12 protein-coding genes and 1 pseudogene are annotated in these 16,424 nt (G+C 68.1%); 6 read left to right on the top strand and 7 right to left on the bottom strand.

Features of this window, described 5'->3' with window-relative positions; genetic code table 11:
* Positions 1 to 42 precede the first annotated feature (42 nt).
* The 3 genes from ACWEO2_RS36585 to ACWEO2_RS36575 form a co-directional block, all read right to left on the bottom strand.
* Positions 43 to 384, bottom strand: coding sequence for a DUF4233 domain-containing protein (locus ACWEO2_RS36585; RefSeq protein WP_354960127.1), 342 nt, complete (start codon positions 382 to 384; stop codon positions 43 to 45).
* Between the two features lie 457 nt (positions 385 to 841).
* Entirely contained in the window at positions 842 to 2,302 is a 1,461-nt protein-coding gene (folC, locus tag ACWEO2_RS36580) for a bifunctional tetrahydrofolate synthase/dihydrofolate synthase (protein WP_452409550.1), read from the bottom strand.
* Positions 2,299 to 4,977: a valine--tRNA ligase gene (locus ACWEO2_RS36575; RefSeq protein WP_452409549.1), complete on the bottom strand. Its 2,679-nt coding sequence runs from the start codon at positions 4,975 to 4,977 to the stop codon at positions 2,299 to 2,301. Before ACWEO2_RS36575 ends, folC begins: the two co-directional genes overlap by 4 nt.
* Positions 4,978 to 5,347: 370 nt before the next feature.
* Between ACWEO2_RS36575 and ACWEO2_RS36570 the strand changes: the two genes are divergently transcribed.
* The gene (locus tag ACWEO2_RS36570) at positions 5,348 to 6,028 is read left to right on the top strand and encodes an AAA family ATPase (RefSeq protein WP_452409548.1); all 681 of its coding nucleotides are present in this window, start codon (positions 5,348 to 5,350) and stop codon (positions 6,026 to 6,028) included.
* Between the two features lie 24 nt (positions 6,029 to 6,052).
* On the opposite strand, the gene ACWEO2_RS36565 is transcribed toward ACWEO2_RS36570, so the two are convergent.
* Positions 6,053 to 7,012, bottom strand: a complete 960-nt coding sequence (locus tag ACWEO2_RS36565; protein WP_452409547.1) for a diacylglycerol kinase family protein — start codon at positions 7,010 to 7,012, stop codon at positions 6,053 to 6,055.
* On the bottom strand, positions 7,009 to 8,586 hold the full coding sequence (locus ACWEO2_RS36560) for an FAD-binding oxidoreductase (RefSeq protein WP_452409586.1): 1,578 nt from the start codon (positions 8,584 to 8,586) through the stop codon (positions 7,009 to 7,011). The genes ACWEO2_RS36565 and ACWEO2_RS36560 overlap by 4 nt, the downstream gene beginning before the upstream one ends.
* Before the next feature lie 175 nt (positions 8,587 to 8,761).
* Here ACWEO2_RS36560 and ACWEO2_RS36555 point away from each other — a divergent pair, with 175 nt between their 5' ends.
* Both ACWEO2_RS36555 and ACWEO2_RS36550 read left to right on the top strand, forming a co-directional pair.
* On the top strand, positions 8,762 to 9,394 hold the full coding sequence (locus ACWEO2_RS36555; protein ID WP_452409546.1) for a TetR/AcrR family transcriptional regulator: 633 nt from the start codon (positions 8,762 to 8,764) through the stop codon (positions 9,392 to 9,394).
* A gap of 49 nt (positions 9,395 to 9,443) precedes the next feature.
* Positions 9,444 to 10,997: a glycerol-3-phosphate dehydrogenase/oxidase gene (locus ACWEO2_RS36550; RefSeq protein ID WP_452409545.1), complete on the top strand. Its 1,554-nt coding sequence runs from the start codon at positions 9,444 to 9,446 to the stop codon at positions 10,995 to 10,997.
* A gap of 49 nt (positions 10,998 to 11,046) precedes the next feature.
* Here ACWEO2_RS36550 and ACWEO2_RS36545 read toward each other — a convergent pair whose 3' ends face one another.
* Together ACWEO2_RS36545 and ACWEO2_RS36540 are read right to left on the bottom strand one after the other, a co-directional pair.
* A complete protein-coding gene (locus ACWEO2_RS36545; RefSeq protein ID WP_452409544.1) occupies positions 11,047 to 11,574 on the bottom strand; it encodes a GNAT family N-acetyltransferase in 528 nt (175 codons plus the stop codon).
* A 20-nt stretch (positions 11,575 to 11,594) separates the two neighbouring features.
* Complete coding sequence (locus ACWEO2_RS36540; RefSeq protein ID WP_452409543.1) at positions 11,595 to 12,266, bottom strand: TetR/AcrR family transcriptional regulator; 672 nt, start codon at positions 12,264 to 12,266, stop codon at positions 11,595 to 11,597.
* Positions 12,267 to 12,394: 128 nt separating this feature from the next.
* On the opposite strand from ACWEO2_RS36540, the gene ACWEO2_RS36535 reads away from it, so the two are divergent.
* The 3 genes and pseudogenes from ACWEO2_RS36535 to ACWEO2_RS36525 all read left to right on the top strand — a co-directional run.
* The gene (locus tag ACWEO2_RS36535; protein ID WP_452409542.1) at positions 12,395 to 13,810 is read left to right on the top strand and encodes a DHA2 family efflux MFS transporter permease subunit; all 1,416 of its coding nucleotides are present in this window, start codon (positions 12,395 to 12,397) and stop codon (positions 13,808 to 13,810) included.
* Between the two features lie 24 nt (positions 13,811 to 13,834).
* Positions 13,835 to 14,665, top strand: coding sequence for an SDR family oxidoreductase (locus ACWEO2_RS36530; RefSeq protein WP_452409541.1), 831 nt, complete (start codon positions 13,835 to 13,837; stop codon positions 14,663 to 14,665).
* 632 nt (positions 14,666 to 15,297) lie between these two features.
* Positions 15,298 to 16,424: pseudogene (locus ACWEO2_RS36525) on the top strand (hypothetical protein); the annotation flags it as partial.

The raw sequence follows: 16,424 nt of genomic DNA, 5'->3' as shown, positions 1-16,424 counted from the left end.
CGCACAGCCTAATGGGCGGTACCCCGGGTTACCGAACCGGAGCTATGAAGAGCCTTCGATGCGCTGGCTGGGGAGCAGGCCGAGTTCCATTCGGCGCTTGACGTCGGCGCGCAGGACCAGGATGAAACCCCACACCACGGCGAAGAAGACGCCCATGACGCCGATGGACAGATGGACGAAGACACCGAGGATCAACAGCACCTGCAGGGCCAGGTTGAACGGGATGGCCCACGGGCGGCGCTGCAGCCCGGCGCCGAGGATCATCACCAGGGCCAGGACCACGAGATAGCTGCCCGAGAACCAGCCGACTCCCCCGCCGACGGACGCGACGACGGGCAGTGCCAGCAGCACCGTGATCGCCTCCAGGATCAAGGTGCCCGCCATGACACCGCGCAGTCCCTTCCACGGATCGGTGGCGGGCGGTGGGACCTGCGGTGCGCCGTCGGTCCCTTCGGGCTCGGCGGCGTCGCCGGATGTCTCGGTCACGCTGTCTCCTTCTCGGCATTCGCGGGCCCAACATTCCCACCCATGCTGCCGCATCCGGACCCCGGCCCAACGCTCACGCTGTGTCCATCGCGGCGTTCGCGGGACCCTCCGCGCGCGCTGCCCCCTCCAGGCCTGACGCTCATGCCGGGCTCACTGCGGCATTCGCGGGACCCTCCGTGGTTACGCGCGCTGCCTCCTCCGGGCCTGACGCTCACGCTGTGCTCACTGCGGCGTTCGCGGGACCCTCCATGGTTACGCGCGCCGCCTCCTCCAGGCCTGACGCTCACGCCGGGCTCACTGCGGCATTCGCGGGACCCTCCGTGGTTACGCGCGCCGCCTCCTCCGGGCCTGACGCTCATGCCGGGCTCTTCCCGAACAAGGCGCGGGCCGCGCCCGCCGTGACCACCGATCCGGTCACCACAACCCCTGCGCCCGAGACCATTTCGCCCGTATCGCCGACCTCCTCGGCGATGGCGATGGCCGTTTCCAGCGCGTCGGGCAGGGTCTCGGCGGTGACCACCCGCTCATCGCCGAAGCGCTGTACGGCGAGGTCGGCCAGGCGCTCGACATCCATGGCGCGCGGCGAACCATTGCTGGTGACCACGATCTCGTCCAGCACCGGCTCCAACGCCTCCAGAATGCCCGCCGCATCTTTGTCACCGAGCACGGCGACGACGCCCACCAGCTTGCGGAAGTCGAATTCCGCGGTCAGCGTCGCGGCCAACGCCTGCGCGCCCGCCGGATTGTGGGCGGCGTCGATGAAGATGGTCGGGGCGTTGCGCATGCGCTCCATCCGGCCCGGACTGGTGACGCTGGCGAAACCCGCGCGGACCGCGGTGATATCGAGCTGCCGCTCGGCGCCCGCACCGAAGAACGCCTCCACCGCCGCCAGCGCGAGCACCGCATTGCGCGCCTGGTGCTCACCGTGCAGCGGCAGGAAGATCTCGTCGTAGACGCCACCGAGGCCCTGCAATTCCAGCTGCTGGCCGCCGACCGCGATCTGGCGGGCCAGCACCCGGAACTCCGAACCCTCGCGCGCCACCGCGGCATCGACCTCGACGGCCCGGCGCAGCAGCACCTCCATGGCCTCTGGCGCCTGTTCGGCGATGATGGCGACGGTATCGCGCGGAATCAGGTTCTCCGGCGCGCGTTTGATGATTCCGGCCTTCTCCGCCGCGATCGAGGCGAGATCGTCGCCGAGGTAGTCGGTGTGGTCCAGGCCGATCGGCGTGATCACCGCGACCTGTCCGTCGATGACATTGGTCGCGTCCCAGCGGCCGCCCATCCCCGTCTCGACGACGGCCACATCCACCGGCGCCTCCGCGAAGGCGGCATAGGCCATGCCGGTGAGCACCTCGAACTTGCTCATGGCCGGACCGTCGGCGGCCGCGGACTGCTTATCGATCATCTCTATATACGGCAGCAGTTCGCGGTAGGTCTCGACGTACTTGGCCGGGGTGATCGGCACGTTGTCGATGCTGATCCGCTCGGTGGCCAACTGCAGATGCGGGCTGGTGATCCGGCCGGTGCGCCGGTGCAGCGCGGTGAACAGCGCATCGATCATGCGGGTCACCGAGGTCTTGCCGTTGGTGCCCGCGATGTGGATGGCCGGATAGCTCTGCTGCGGCGAGCCGAGCAGATCCATCAGTGCGGCGATGCGGGTCAGCGATGGCTCGATCTTGGTCTCCGGCCAGCGTTGGTCCAATTCCGCCTCGACCAATGCCATTTCGGCCAGATCCACCGGGGACGGCCCGGAGCCGAGCCGCGCCTTGGGATGCTCGTCGTCCGCGTACTGCGGCTCCGGTTCGTCGTTCATTTGCCACTCAGTTCCGCGAGCCGGGCACCGATGCGGGCCACCTCGGCCTCGGCGACATCGCGACGTCCCTTGATCTTGTCGACCACCTGATCCGGCGCCTTAGCCAGGAAGGCCTCGTTGCCGAGTTTGGCCGCGGTGGTCGCCAATTCCTTCTCGGCCGCGGCGAGATCTTTCTCCAGGCGGCGGCGTTCGGCGTCCAGGTCGACCGCGCCGGAGGTATCGAGTGCCACCGTCACCGTGGCCGCGCTCAGCCGGACCTCGAGCGAGGCGGTCGCCGCAAAATCGGTGCCGGGTTCGGTGAGCCGGGCCAGGTTGGTCACCGAATCGTGCAGTTCGGTGAGGCCAGCGGCGTCGAGGCCGATCAGCTTGGCCGCCACCTTCTGCTTATCGGCCAGCCCCTGGTCGCTGCGGAAGCGGCGGATCTCGGTGATCAACCGCTGTCCGTCCGAAACCCGTTGCGCGGCAGCTGCATCCGCGGCCACACCGGTGGCCGCGGGCCACGCGGCGATGACAACCGATGCACCGCCGGTCAGTGCCCGCCACAGCGATTCGGTGACGAACGGGATGACCGGGTGCAACAGCCGCAGCACCGAATCGAGCACATTGCCGAGCACGATGCTGGTCGATTCGGCCCGCGCACCGTCGGCCGCGAACTGCACCTTGGTCAGCTCCAGGTACCAGTCGCACAGTTCATCCCAGGCGAAGTGGTACAGCGCCTCGCAGGCCTTGCCGAACTCGTAGGCGTCGAATGCCGAATCCACCTCGGCGCGAACCTGTTCGAGCCGGTCAACGATCCAGCGATCGGCATCGGTGAGCTCGGCGCGATCGGGCAGCACGCCCGGCTTCGCACCGTTCATGAGCGCGAACTTGGTGGCGTTGAACAGCTTTGTCACGAAGCTGCGCGAGGCGAGTGCGTGCGATTCGCCGACCGAGAGATCGCCGCCGGGCTGCGCGCCGCGCGCCAGGGTGAAGCGCAACGCGTCCGCGCCGTAGGCGTTGATCCAGTCCAGCGGGTCGATGCCGTTGCCGCGCGACTTCGACATCTTCTTACCGTACTGATCGCGAATCAGGCCGTGCAGGAACACATCCTTGAACGGCACCTGCTTCGCGCCGCGCTTGCCCGCGGTGAGCACGTGATCGTCGGAGACGAAGGTGCCGAACATCATCATCCGGGCCACCCAGAAGAACAGAATGTCGTAGCCGGTGACGAGAACGCTTGTGGGATAGAACTTCTGGAGTTCCTCGGTGGAGTCCGGCCAGCCCATGGTGGAGAACGGCCACAGGCCGGAGGAGAACCAGGTGTCGAGCACGTCCGGGTCCTGCACCCAGCCCTCGGGCGCGGTCTCATCCGGACCGACGCAGATGACCTCGCCCTCGGGGCCGTACCAGATCGGGATGCGGTGGCCCCACCACAGCTGCCGGGAGATGCACCAGTCGTGCATATTGTCGACCCATTCGAACCAGCGCGGCTCCTGGCTGGTCGGGTGGATCACGGTGTCGCCGTTGCGAACCGCGTTACCGGCCGCCTTGGCCAGCGATTCCACCTTGACCCACCACTGCATCGAAAGCCGCGGCTCGATCGCCTCGCCGCTGCGCTCGGAATGTCCGACGCTGTGCAGGTAGGGCCGCTTCTCGGCGGCGATCCGGCCTTCGCTGGCGAGCCGCTCGCGCACCTTGACCCGCGCCTCGAACCGGTCCAGACCATCGAATTCGGTTCCGGTGCCGGTGATCCGGCCGCGCTCGTCCATGATGTTCGGCATGGGCAGGTTGTGCCGCAGGCCCATCTCGAAGTCGTTGGGGTCGTGCGCGGGGGTGATCTTCACCGCGCCGGTGCCGAATTCGGGATCGACGTAATCGTCGGCGATGATCGGGATCTGACGTCCGGTGATCGGATGCTCGAGGGTGGTGCCGATCAGATCCTTATAGCGCAGATCCTCCGGATGCACCGCGACCGCGGTATCGCCGAGCATGGTCTCCACCCGGGTGGTGGCCACGATCACATGCGGCTCATCATCTTCGAGCGAGCCATAGCGCAGCGAGACCAGCTCGCCTTCGACATCCTCGAACTTGACCTCGATATCGGAGATGGCGGTGCGCAGTTCCGGCGACCAGTTGACCAGGCGCTCGGCGCGGTAGATCAGGCCAGCGTCATAGAGCCGCTTGAAAATGGTCTGCACGGCGCGCGAGAGCCCGTCGTCCATGGTGAAGCGGTCACGGCTCCAGTCGACGCCGTCGCCGAGCGCGCGCATCTGCCACTGGATCTGTCCGCCGGATTCGCGCTTCCAGTCCCAGACCTTCTCGATGAACAGTTCGCGGCCGAAGTCTTCCTTGGTCTTGCCGTCCACCGCGAGTTGCTTTTCCACAATGGTCTGGGTGGCGATGCCCGCGTGGTCCATACCGGGCAGCCACAGCACCTCATAGCCCTGCATGCGCTTGCGGCGCGAGAGGGTGTCCATCAGCGTGTGGTCGAGCGCGTGGCCCATGTGCAGGCTGCCGGTGACGTTCGGCGGCGGCAGCACGATGGAGTAACCGGGCTTGGCACTGGCGGTGTCGGCGGCGAAGTAGCCAGCCGCTACCCAGCGCTCGTACATCTCGGCCTCCACCTCGCTGGGGTTCCAGCTCTTGGGGAGGGCATCGGCACGATTACGCGGGTTGTCAGAGGCTGCGCTGGTCACCCCGGCATTCTAGTGGTGGTGCCCGCTGAGCTCCTAAAAGGGCCAGCGCACAGAAAAAGGCGGAGTCTTCGGTGGATGAGGGACACCGAACACTCCGCCTACACCTGGAGAGCTTACCGCCCAAAACGGCTCGAGCTCCGAATCCACAAGTAATTCTCAGCTTCATCGCGCCTGCCATCCGCGGCGCCGCGGCTGTCGCCTCGCGCCGGTTCGAGGTCGCCATTGAATGCGCAGGCAGCGGCCCTACGGCGTGGCGAACACCGCGCGCCGAGACCAAGCCTCACCCGCCCTGTTCCGCTCAGGAAATACACAGCGAGAATCAGGGTTTTCCCGGTTGTCGGGGCGGCGTCGGCTGAGGAGCCTGGAAGAGGTGAACCCTCCGCTCGATTCGCCCTATCCGGGTTCGCAACCGCGAATACCCGATGTTCGGGTATTCGCACCGACCTCCGTACACGATCTGCGCGGACGCACCATCGAGGAGTTGCGGTATCCCGCGACGGCGGCATTGGTGGTGGCCGGAGTGCCGGGCGCGGGTAAGAGTACGGCGTTGCGGCTGTTCTTCGGCGCCGAGGCCGATGCCGAGCGACCGCCGCGCGGGCCAGCGGATTCGGTGGTGCTCGACTCGCACCATTCGCGAAATCGCTGGCGGCGCAGGCTCGGTCGGCTGCCGTACCCGTTGTGGCGGCCGGTGGTGCACATCGCGCATTACCGCGGGATCAGAGCCGCGCTGCGGGACGGTGCCGGGCCGGTCGTCATCCACGACTGCGCCACCTTCGGGTGGGCCAGACGTTTGATCGGCCGGTGGGCGGCGCGCTATGGCCGAGAAGTGCACGTCATCCTGCTCGATGTGCCTGCCAGAACGGCGCGCGCCGGCCAGCACGCGCGCGGTCGGCGCGTGAATCCGTTCTTCTTCACGCTGCATTGCCGCCGCTGGGACCGCCTCATGCGCGCCGTCGGCACAGGAGATCTCCCGCGGCCCGCGCCCGCATCGATGGTGATCGCCGATCGGACCACCATCGACCGGCTGGGTCGGGTCAGCTTCGCGGTGTGAGGAGTGCGGACGTCGTTCTCATGATCATGGGACCAGCACGGTCAGTGCACCGGGCACCGCACGCAGGGTGATCGGGAGCGTGCCGGCAGGCTCACCGTCGGCGGTCGCCGGGGCACCGGGGGCAGTGAGCGTGACCTGCGCGACGCGGTACTGCTTGGACTTCGGATGATCGATCCGTTTACCGGCCGACAGTGCGGGCAGCAGACGGAGCATATCCCGTCGGGAAACCGCGCCGACCACCGTGAGATCCAGGAAACCGTCATCCATCACCGCGTCCGGACAGACCAGCATGCCACCCCCATATGTGCGGGTATTGCCGATCGCCACCATGACCGCATCGGTCTCGATCACGGTGTCGGAATCCGGATTGTCGAGCGCGCCGGGCACGACGCCGGACAGCTCGATCCGATAGGCCACGGTGAAGCGGCCCGAGATTTCGGCCAGCGCGGCGACGGTGTAGCGCAGCGGACCTCTGGGCCAGCGCATATCATTGGCGCGCAAGGTGACTCGTGCGTCGAATCCGGTACCGGTGACGGTGGCGAACCACTTGGGCGTGGATCCGGGCGTCGGCGATTCGATCAGGCCCAGGTCGATGCCGCGGGTGCGGCCGCCGAGCACCAGATCGGCCGCCGCGACGGGATCGTCGGTGGGCACACCGATTTCCCGCGCGAGGTCATTGCCGGTGCCCGCGGGGATCAGGCCGAGCGGTACGCCGGTCTGCGCGAGCGCTTCCAGCGTCACATTCATCAACCCGTCACCGCCGATGCAGACCACCGCGTCCGGCCGGTCGCTACCCGCGATCGAATCCCGCACCAGACGTACCGATTCGGCGGCCGAAGGCGCACGCACCTCGGTGATCTCGACACCGCGTGCGGCGAAGCGGGCCAACGCGGCCGCCGCCACATCGCCGCCCTTGCCGACGCCGGACTGCGGATTGGTCACGACGGTGACCGCGCGCACCGGACGGGACGAATCCTGTGTCACGGGACCAGCTTTCCAGGGTTGAGGATGCCCAACGGGTCCAATTCCCGCTTCACCGCGCGCAGCACGCGCACGCCGAGATCGCCGATCTCATCGGGAATCCACGGGCGATGGTCGGTGCCGACCGCGTGATGATGGGTGATGGTGCCGCCCGCGGCCACGATCGCGTCGCCGACGGCCCGTTTCGCGATGGACCACTGGGTGATCGGGTCGTCGAGCTGCTTGGCGATGACGGTGAAATACAGCGAGGCACCGGTCGGATAGGTGTGCGAGATGTGACACATCACCAGCGGCGGGGTGCCCTGACCGCCGAGCGAATCCGTCAGTGCCGCGGTGACCTTCGCCTTCAGCTCGGCCAGATTCGCCCAGGTGGTCGCGGTCTCCAAGGTTTCGCAGAGCACGCCGACATCCAGCAGGGCATCGCGCATATAGGGTGCGGCGAAACGGCCGTGCTCCCATTCCCGAGCCGGGGTCTGTCCCAGCGCGGTCCCGCCCGCCGCGGCGAGCAGTGCGCCCGCCTCAGCGCTGCGGGCCGCGACATGCGCCTCGGTGCCCTCGAACGTGGTGATGGCCAGACAACCCGGAACCGATTTACCACCGATATCGGCGGACCGAGCCAGGTTGATGCCGGTCTCGACCTCATCGGAGAGCCGGAGCACGGTCGGTGCGGCACCCGCCTGCACCACCGAGCGCAGTGCGGCGGCGCCGGTTTCGAAGTCCGGGAACGACCAGGCCTGGTAGCCAATGGTTTCCGGTACGGGATGCACCCGCAGGGTTACCTCGGTGATCACACCGAGCGCCCCCTCCGAACCGACGAACAGTTCACGCAGGTCCGGGCCCGCGGCGGATGCGGGTGCGCGGCCGAGTTCGATGGTTCCGCTGGGCGTGGCGATCTTGAGCCGCTGCACCATGTCATCGAAGCGGCCGTAACCCGCCGAGGCCTGTCCGGAGGACCGGGTTGCGGCGAAACCGCCGATGCTGGCGAATTCGAAGCTCTGCGGGAAGTGGCCGAGCGAAAGGCCATGGGCGGCAAGGAGTTCCTCGGCCAGCGGGCCGGTCAGTCCGGCGCCGAGCGTGGCGGTGCCGCTGATCGGGTCGATATCGGAAATACCGTCGAGGCGGCGCAGATCCAGCGCGATGACGGTATCGAAGCGCCCACGGACCGGGTCGACGCCGCCGACCACACTGGTACCACCGCCGAAGGGCACCACCGCGATGGCATTGTCGGCGCAGTAGGCCAGCACAGCGAGCACCTGCTCATGATCGGCGGGGAAGATGATCGCATCGGGCGCGTCCTGTGGGCCGTCGGTGCGGCGGCGCAGCAGATCGGGGGTGCTCTTACCGCCCGCATGCCGCAAACGATCGTGGTGGTCGACCGAAATGCTGCCCGCGCCGACCACCGCGACCAACCCGTCCCGTTGAGTCGGTGTCAACGTCGACTCGCGTAGCGGCACATCGCCCTCATCGCGGCGCGCCACCGGGTCGCCGGAGACTCCGAATACCTGCGTCAGCAGGGTTCGAATCGAAGCCGAGAGCGGCTTATGTCCGGCGGGTATGCCCCAGGCGTCCCAAACCATACTCGCCGCGTGCTCCGGCGCGCCCGGGATTGCGGCGGCCGCCTCGCTGGAGGATGTGTGCTGATGCGTCTCGACCATGCGTTACAGTTTGACATAGACTGTCAAGCAGTAACGAACAGACACCCGCATCCGGCACCGCTGCGACGGTGCCGCCGACACCCGGTGGTGACACCCGATGACTGCCTCCGCAGAGTCCGCCCCCGTCGACGCGCTCGCGGCAACCGATCTCGCGATCCTCGATGCCGCCCGGGCCTGCGTGGAGGAGTTCGGGGTGCGCCGCACCACCCTCACCGAGGTGGCCCGCCGCGCCGGGGTCAGCCGGCCGACCGTCTACCGGCGCTGGCCGGATACCGGATCGCTAGTGGCCGAACTGCTGGTGCGCGAACTGCGCGCGATCGTCGCCGCGACCATGCCGAGCACGGGTAACGCGCGCGCCCGCATGGTCGAGGGCATCGTCGGGGGCGCGGCGACCATTCGCTCGAATCCGTTGTTCGGCAAGATCTTCCGTACCGATACCGACCTGATGCTCACCTATGTCTTCGGCCGTCTCGGCCGCAATCAACGCGCCCTGATCGAACTGTTCACCGCGGGCATCCGGGACGGCCACCTGGACGGCTCCATCCGCGCGGGCGAGCCCGAACAGATGGCGACAATGCTGTTGCTGATCGCGCAATCGGCGGTGCAGTCGGCGGGTACGGTCGCCCCGCTGCTGGCCGGAGCGGCACTGGATGCGGAATTGACCCGCGCGATCGACGGCTACCTCGCTCCCGACGGCGGACCCGCGACGACCGACAAGCCGCTCCAATGACCGAACACCTGCGCACCGGCGGTCCGTCCGCCACCGGAAAGGGATTGTGATGACTGCGAATTCGGCCGCTGCCAGCGGAAATTCCGCACTGAACGCCGGACGCCGCGCGCGTGAGCTACAGGTGCTCGGCGACGGTATCGATATCGATGTGCTGGTGATCGGCGGCGGCGTGACCGGTGTCGGCGCGGCCGTCGATGCGGCCTCCCGCGGACTGCGAACAGTGCTGGTGGAACGGCACGACCTGGCGTTCGGTACGAGTCGCTGGAGTTCGAAGCTGGTGCACGGCGGGCTGCGGTATCTGGCCAGCGGGCGGGTCGGCATCGCGCACGAAAGTGCCGTCGAGCGTGGCATCCTGATCGCAACCACGGCACCGCATCTGGTGCGGCCACTGCCGCAATTGGTGCCGCTGCTCCCGGAAATCGGTGTGGCACAGCGTGCGTTGATCCGCGCCGGATTCGTCGCTGGCGATGTGCTGCGGCGCAGTGCGGGCACTTCGCCCGCGACACTGCCGCGTTCCCGTCGAGTCGCCGCCGCCGAGGCGCTGCGTTTGGCACCGACTGTGCGCCGCGAAGGATTGCGCGGCGGGCTGCAGGCCTGGGACGGACAGCTGGTGGACGACGCGCGACTGGTGGTGGCATTGGCCCGCACCGCTGCCGCGCACGGCGCAACCATCCTCACCCGCGTCGAAGCCCTTGATGTCACCGGGGATTCGGCCACCCTCCGCGATACCTCGACCGGCGAGACCATGGCCATCCGGTCCCGCACCGTCGTCAATGCCACCGGCGTCTGGGCCGATCAGGTCGACCCGAGCATCGAACTGCGCCCGAGCCGCGGCACCCATCTGGTCTTCGATGCCGAATCATTCGGCGGGCTCACCGCATCGCTGACCGTCCCGGTGCCGGGCAGTACAAGCCGCTTCGTCTTCGCCTTCCCGGCGGCGCACGGGCGGGTCTACCTCGGCCTGACCGACGAGGACGCACCGGGACCGGTCCCCGACGAACCCCGGCCCACCGAAGCCGAAATCGACTTCCTCCTCGACACCATCAATACCGCCCTCCGAGAGCCATTGACCCGCAGCGATATTCGCGGCAGCTATGCCGGACTGCGCCCGCTGCTGAAGACGGCCGACAACAGCACCGCCGATATCTCCCGCCAGCACGCGGTCCTGCACTCCCCGACCGGTGTTATCACCATTGTCGGCGGCAAGCTCACCACCTACCGTCAGATGGCCGAGGACGCGGTCGACGCGGCGGTAGCCACGGGCAACCTCGCCGCCGGCCCGTGCCGCACCAAGCAGCTTCCCCTGGTGGGCGCGATCTCCGGCGCCGCCCGCGACCGCATCGCCGCCCCGCCGCTGCTGATCGAACGCTTCGGCAGCGAGGCGGCGACCGTGCTGGCAACGGCTGCCGCGAACCCCGCCCTCGCCGAATACGTCGCCCCCGGAATCGACGTCACCGCAGCCGAATTCGCCTTCGCCATCACCCACGAGGGCGCACTCGACACCGACGATCTGCTCGACCGCCGCACCCGCATCGGCCTGGTCCCCGCGGACCGCGCGGCGGCCCTGCCCGCAGCGGAAGCCGCCTTCGCGCACCAACATTAGGTTCGCAACGCGCGGCGTCGCATTCGGCCGAATGGCCGGGCGGCGCGGGTCAGTCCATCCGCCAGGTGACGAGTTCGGCGCGCATCGCGGCGCGCGGCCAGCGGTCGAGGCCGTGCGCGGCCTCGGCGGCGCGGATTTCGCGTAGCTCGGCAGTCTCTTCGGCGGCGGTCAGAAAGCGGAAGCCGAGGCGCTCATAGTAGGGACCGTTCCAGGCCACGTCGACAAAGGTCGTCAGCGTGATCGCCGGTAGCCCTTGCGCTTTCGACCACTGCACCGCATGGTCGATGAGCCGCTTGCCGATCCGCCTACCCGCATGGTCCGGATCCACCGAGACCTGGTCGATATGGGCATTGCCATCGACGATCCCGAGAACCAGATAGCCGATCGGGCGGCCGGTGTCATCGGGATAGACCCAGGCCCGGCCCGCCTGTTGGAACTCACGCAGCGTTTGCAGTGACGGCGGATCGTCATCCGCGACCGCCATCATGCCGATGTCGGCGAATGGTTTGCCCGCCACGCGCTCGATTTCTTGCAGTATCGGCAGGTCGTCCTCGACCGCCGGTCGAATCGTCCGCATGGATGATTCTCCCACGGACCTCACTCGGCCGGAGTCGCCAGGATGCCGTTGACCAGCGCACGCAGCGCCCACCGGGCCCGCTCGTCGCCGTCGCCCGAGAACATCTGGTCCCCCATCGCCATGAGCGTCGGATACCGATCGGCGGGTAGGGCCGCGAAGCGCCGTTTCACCTCGGCGACATAGTCCTGCTCGTTGGTGTCCTTGGTGTTGTACGCGCTCTGCTCCGCGGCCTGCGCGGATATGTGCAGGTAGATCAGGTCGACGGCCCAGGAATTGGTCTGTGCGTCCACCCCGCCCTCGGCGAGCAGGGCGAGCAGCCGCTCGACGATCTGCAAGGCATTCGGGCTGGTGGGAATCGCGCCGAGCGCGACAAGTGCGAGCCCCTCATGTTTGGCCATCGCGTCGACGGTGGTCGCGACCAGCGCCGTGAGCCGGTCACGCCAGGTGTCGCCCGTCGGCTCGGGGACGGTGCCGAGCACGTGATCGAGCATGGCTGCCATCAGATCGTCACGGTTGGCGACATAGACGTAGAGCGAGGCCGCGCCGGTATCCAGGTCCTGTGCGACGCGACGCATGGTGAGGGCGGCCAGACCGTCGCGGTCGAGGATGCGCAGGCCGGTTTCGATGATGACGTCACGGCTGAGGGGTGCTTTCGCGGGTCGGGCCCGGCGGCTGACGGGTGCGGCGCTCATGGGCCGAGCATACGCGCTGACGAACAATGTTTGACACGAACGTTGTTCGTGATCTAGCGTCCATATCGATCGAACAACGTTCGTCACGATCCTTGTTCGCTCCGATTTCCTCCCATCAGGAGAAGGACATGAACACCCGCACGCAGCAACCAGATACCAAGGTCAGCGCCCGGATGTGGGCGATACTGGCGGTAATACTCGCGGCCGACATTCTCGACCTGCTCGACTCGACCATCACCAATATCGCCGCGCCGACCATCGCGCGAGATCTCCACAGCGGGCCGGCGCTGATCCAGTGGCTCGGCGCGAGCTATGCCCTATCCCTCGGCGTCCTGCTGGTCGTCGGCGGCCGACTCGGCGATCGCTTCGGCAAACGGCGGCTGTTCCTGATCGGCCTTGCCGGATTCACCCTCGCCTCGGTCGCCTGCGGTCTCGCCATCGACCCAGCCACGCTCATTACCGCGCGCCTGATCCAGGGCGCCTTCGGCGCGATGCTGATACCCCAGGGTTTCGGCATCCTCACCAGCGTCTTCCCTCGCGAACAGTTGGGTAGGGCATTCAGCGTCTTCGGGCCGAGCCTCGGCCTGTCCGGCGTCTGCGGCCCGATCCTGGCCGGATTCCTCGTCGACGCCGATCTGCTCGGCCTCGGCTGGCGCGCCATGTTCCTGATCAATATCCTGCTCGGCGGCCTCGCATTCGCCGCCGCCCATCGCCTGCTGCCCGCCGAGGACGGCGACCGCACCATCACCATCGACGCGCTCGGCGCCCTCCTGCTCGCGGCGGCCATGTTCGGGACGCTATTCGGACTGATCGACGGTTCCGCCAACGGCTGGAGCGGCGCGCCCTTCGCGGCCTTGGCGGCCGGAGTCGTCTCCTTCGCGCTGTTCGCCCTTCGGCAGATCACCGCGGCCAACCCGCTGATCAAGCCGACGCTCTTCGAGAACCGGGGCTTCACCTCTGGTCTGATCCTCGGCCTCGTATTTTTCGCCGCGGTCTCCGGCCTGCTGTATGTGCTGTCGCTGTTCATGCAGAACGGTCTCGGCTACACCCCGACCGACGCCGCGCTCGGTCTCGCCCCGCTCGCCGTCGGCATCATCATCGCCTCGATCGCCGCGCACCAATTGCTGGCCGCCCTCGGCCGCAACCTCATCCTGATCGGCCTGCTGATCACTCTGGCAGGCAGCGGCCTGCTGCTCTTGCTGGTGCTGACCGGCGGAATCGATATCGCCCCTTGGGCTCTCGCGGCGGCGATCCTGGTGCTCGGCATCGGTATGGGCACCTGCTTCGGCAGCATCTTCGTCGTCACCATTGGCGATATCGACCCGTCCGAGACCGGTAGCGGCAGCGGATCCCTTTCCGCCGTCCAGCAACTCGCCAATGCGATCGGCGCGGCCGCGGTCACCACGGTGTACTTCCACACGGTCGGCTCCGGTCAGGCGCATGCGCTGACCGTCAGCCTGGTGCTGGTCACCGCCATCACGCTGGTCAGCCTCGGGCTGGTGCGACTGCTGCCGCGCCACGCTCAAGCCGAACAGCAGCACTGAATCACCTTCAACCCAAGGACTCTCATGATTCTCGTCACCGGAGGCCGCGGCGCGGTCGCCAACAACCTCGTGTCCCTGCTGCGCGCCGACGGCTATGCCGTCCGTATCGGCTCCGGCCGCCCCGAGCAGCTTCCCGCGGACGTGCCTGCCGTCGCCTGCAACCTGCGGGACCCGGCCACCTTCGCCGCCGCACTCGACGGCGTCACCTCGGTGTTCCTCTACGCCGAGCCCGAATGCATCGCCGAATTCGCATCCGCCGCAACCGAAGCCGGAGTCAACCACATCGTGCTGCTGTCCTCGTCCGCGGTGCTCGATCCCGATGCCGCCACCAACCCGGTCGCGAAATCGCATCTCGACGCCGAACTCGGACTCACCGACGCACCGATAACCGTCTCGGTACTGCGACCCGGCGCCTTCGCGGGCAATGCCCGCGGCTGGTCATTCGCGATCAAAGCCGACCGCCCGGTCAGCCTCCCCTACCCCCATGCCTACACCGATCCGATCCACGAACTCGACATCGCAGCGTGTGCCCATGCCCTACTCACCAAGCCGGACCACCGCGGTGGAGCCCATACCCTCACCGGCCCGCAGACACTGACGTTCACCGAGCAGATCGCCCTGATCAACAAGATCACCGGCCGCACCGCGACCATCGCCCACGTCACCCCCGACGCCTGGCGACAGGAGATGGCCGACTTCATCCCCGCCCGCTACGCCGACGGCCTCCTCGACTACTGGCGAAGGTGCGACGGCGTCCCGACCCCGATCACCGACACCGTTGCCCTCCTCACCAACCACCCGGCCCGGCCCTTCACCACCTGGCTCGAAGACCACCTGGCCGAGTTCACCGCCTGAGACACGAAATCCACCTGGCTGGTGGCGCACGGCAGATCGGCCGCACGGACTCACCCGCCGCGAGCGGGCAGATCGCGTGTACCGGACTACCCACCCCACCAGCACGGATCATTCCGCGCCGCCGGGTGTCGGCCGATTGCGCAGAGTCACGACGAGTTGCAGGTGACAGGCACTGACCGCCACGGGATTCCGATGGCCGCGCACCGAGCCGAATTCTCCGGCTGGCCGTGAGCTCGCGCACAACGGGTTCGCCAGCGCCGCGTCCAGCTAGCTCCTGCCGTACCGCCCCTGGGGCCACAGGCAGTCGCCGGTAGTCGAATGGTGGTCGCCCAGGCCGTATCGACCGCCATGTGACTACGCTCGGCGAGCAGCCGAAGTGGGTAGCGCAGCGATCTGAGTGGGCGGGGCACTGGCTTGCTGAGGATGTACGCGTGGTCCCGCAGAGCTATCCGAGCGCGCGGGACGTGTGCCTGGAGGCATCCGGAGGCGACGTCGGGTGATGCACGCCTCTTCGTCGATCAGCGCGGGTACGGATCACTGTGGGCCCGCGCTCGCTGTTCGTCGCAGGCAGGGTTCGGGGGCATCGCACGCTCTATGCTGGACGCCGGTAGTGGTCCGGGAAGGAGGCGCGGGTGAGTAACCCGTCGACCGTGGGGATTGCACCGGGCAATGGTCTGATCGCGCGCTTCGGTGCGGTTGTCGTGTATCTCGCGGGCGAAACCCCCTCCACCGACCGGATACTCGGCGCGATCGAGGCCGTCGCCGATGCGCGGCATCCGGGCGCGGCGATCGCACAGCGGCTGGCCGCAGTGGTTTTCGGCGGCAATTCCGAACCACCGCCGTTCGGCGTGGTCGCGCCGACTGCCGACGGCACCGTGATCCTGCTGCGCGGCCAGGTGACCGCAGAGATCCAGGGCGCGGAAGGAACTCGACGCCTTTCCGGGGCCCGCGCGTTCACCTGGGTAGACGAAATCATCCGAGAGCCCGTGCGCCGGATCACAGTCGGCGCGGACGACACATTTCCGGTGCAGGCACTGCCACGCACCGACCTACGCGCCGGTGTCGTCCCCGGCGGCGGTTTCACCCTGCATATCGCAGCCCGACGCACGGGCAGATCCGCGGCGACCCGAGACCGCGCCACCGCACCATCCCCGTCCCCCGGCACGACACTCGAACCGCCACAAACCGCACCGGCCGGGTTGGAAGCTCTCCTCGACCCGGCCGCGAAATCCCAGCCCACCTCGATGAGCCACCGCACAGACGCCACGCAAAACCCCACCTCCGATCGCCGCACCGGCTCCGCCCGGCGCGCCGAGCTCTCCCGGCAGTCCTCCGTCCGGTCCGCCGCGCCGCACGAGCCCACGGCGAACGCCGGACCAGCTGGCGCGGCGCAGCCAACTGGATCGGCACGCGCTAACGGCATTCCGCGGCAAACCTCCACACCGGACGGGCCCACTGAGAAGGCCGGCCCCGCAGACTCAGCGCAACCAACGGGATCGGCGCGCTCGACAAGTGTCCCCCGGCCGGCCTCCGCGCCGGACGGGCCCACTGAGAACGCCGGGCCCGCAGACTCAGCGCAACCAACCGGATCCGGTGTCCCGCGGCAGTCCTCCATCCGGCCCGCCGCGCCGGACGCACCCACAGCGAAGGCCGGACCCGCAGGCTCAGCGCAACCAACCGGATCCGGTGTCCCGCGGCAGTCCTCCATCCGGCCCGCCGCGCCGGACGCACCCACAGCGAAGGCCGGACCCGCAGGCTC

The organism is Nocardia sp. NPDC004278 (assembly GCF_053602975.1).
This window is presented reverse-complemented; position numbering and strand designations above follow the sequence as displayed.

Excerpts from the sequence above, each read along its gene's own strand:
- ACWEO2_RS36585 (WP_354960127.1), bottom strand. The coding sequence starts at position 384 with ATGGCGGGCACCTTGATCCTGGAGGCGATCACGGTGCTGCTGGCACTG.
- folC (WP_452409550.1), bottom strand. The coding sequence starts at position 2,302 with ATGAACGACGAACCGGAGCCGCAGTACGCGGACGACGAGCATCCCAAG.
- ACWEO2_RS36560 (WP_452409586.1), bottom strand. The coding sequence starts at position 8,586 with ATGGTTTGGGACGCCTGGGGCATACCCGCCGGACATAAGCCGCTCTCG.
- ACWEO2_RS36555 (WP_452409546.1), top strand. The coding sequence starts at position 8,762 with ATGACTGCCTCCGCAGAGTCCGCCCCCGTCGACGCGCTCGCGGCAACC.
- ACWEO2_RS36550 (WP_452409545.1), top strand. The coding sequence starts at position 9,444 with ATGACTGCGAATTCGGCCGCTGCCAGCGGAAATTCCGCACTGAACGCC.
- ACWEO2_RS36545 (WP_452409544.1), bottom strand. The coding sequence starts at position 11,574 with ATGCGGACGATTCGACCGGCGGTCGAGGACGACCTGCCGATACTGCAA.
- ACWEO2_RS36540 (WP_452409543.1), bottom strand. The coding sequence starts at position 12,266 with ATGAGCGCCGCACCCGTCAGCCGCCGGGCCCGACCCGCGAAAGCACCC.
- ACWEO2_RS36535 (WP_452409542.1), top strand. The coding sequence starts at position 12,395 with ATGAACACCCGCACGCAGCAACCAGATACCAAGGTCAGCGCCCGGATG.
- ACWEO2_RS36530 (WP_452409541.1), top strand. The coding sequence starts at position 13,835 with ATGATTCTCGTCACCGGAGGCCGCGGCGCGGTCGCCAACAACCTCGTG.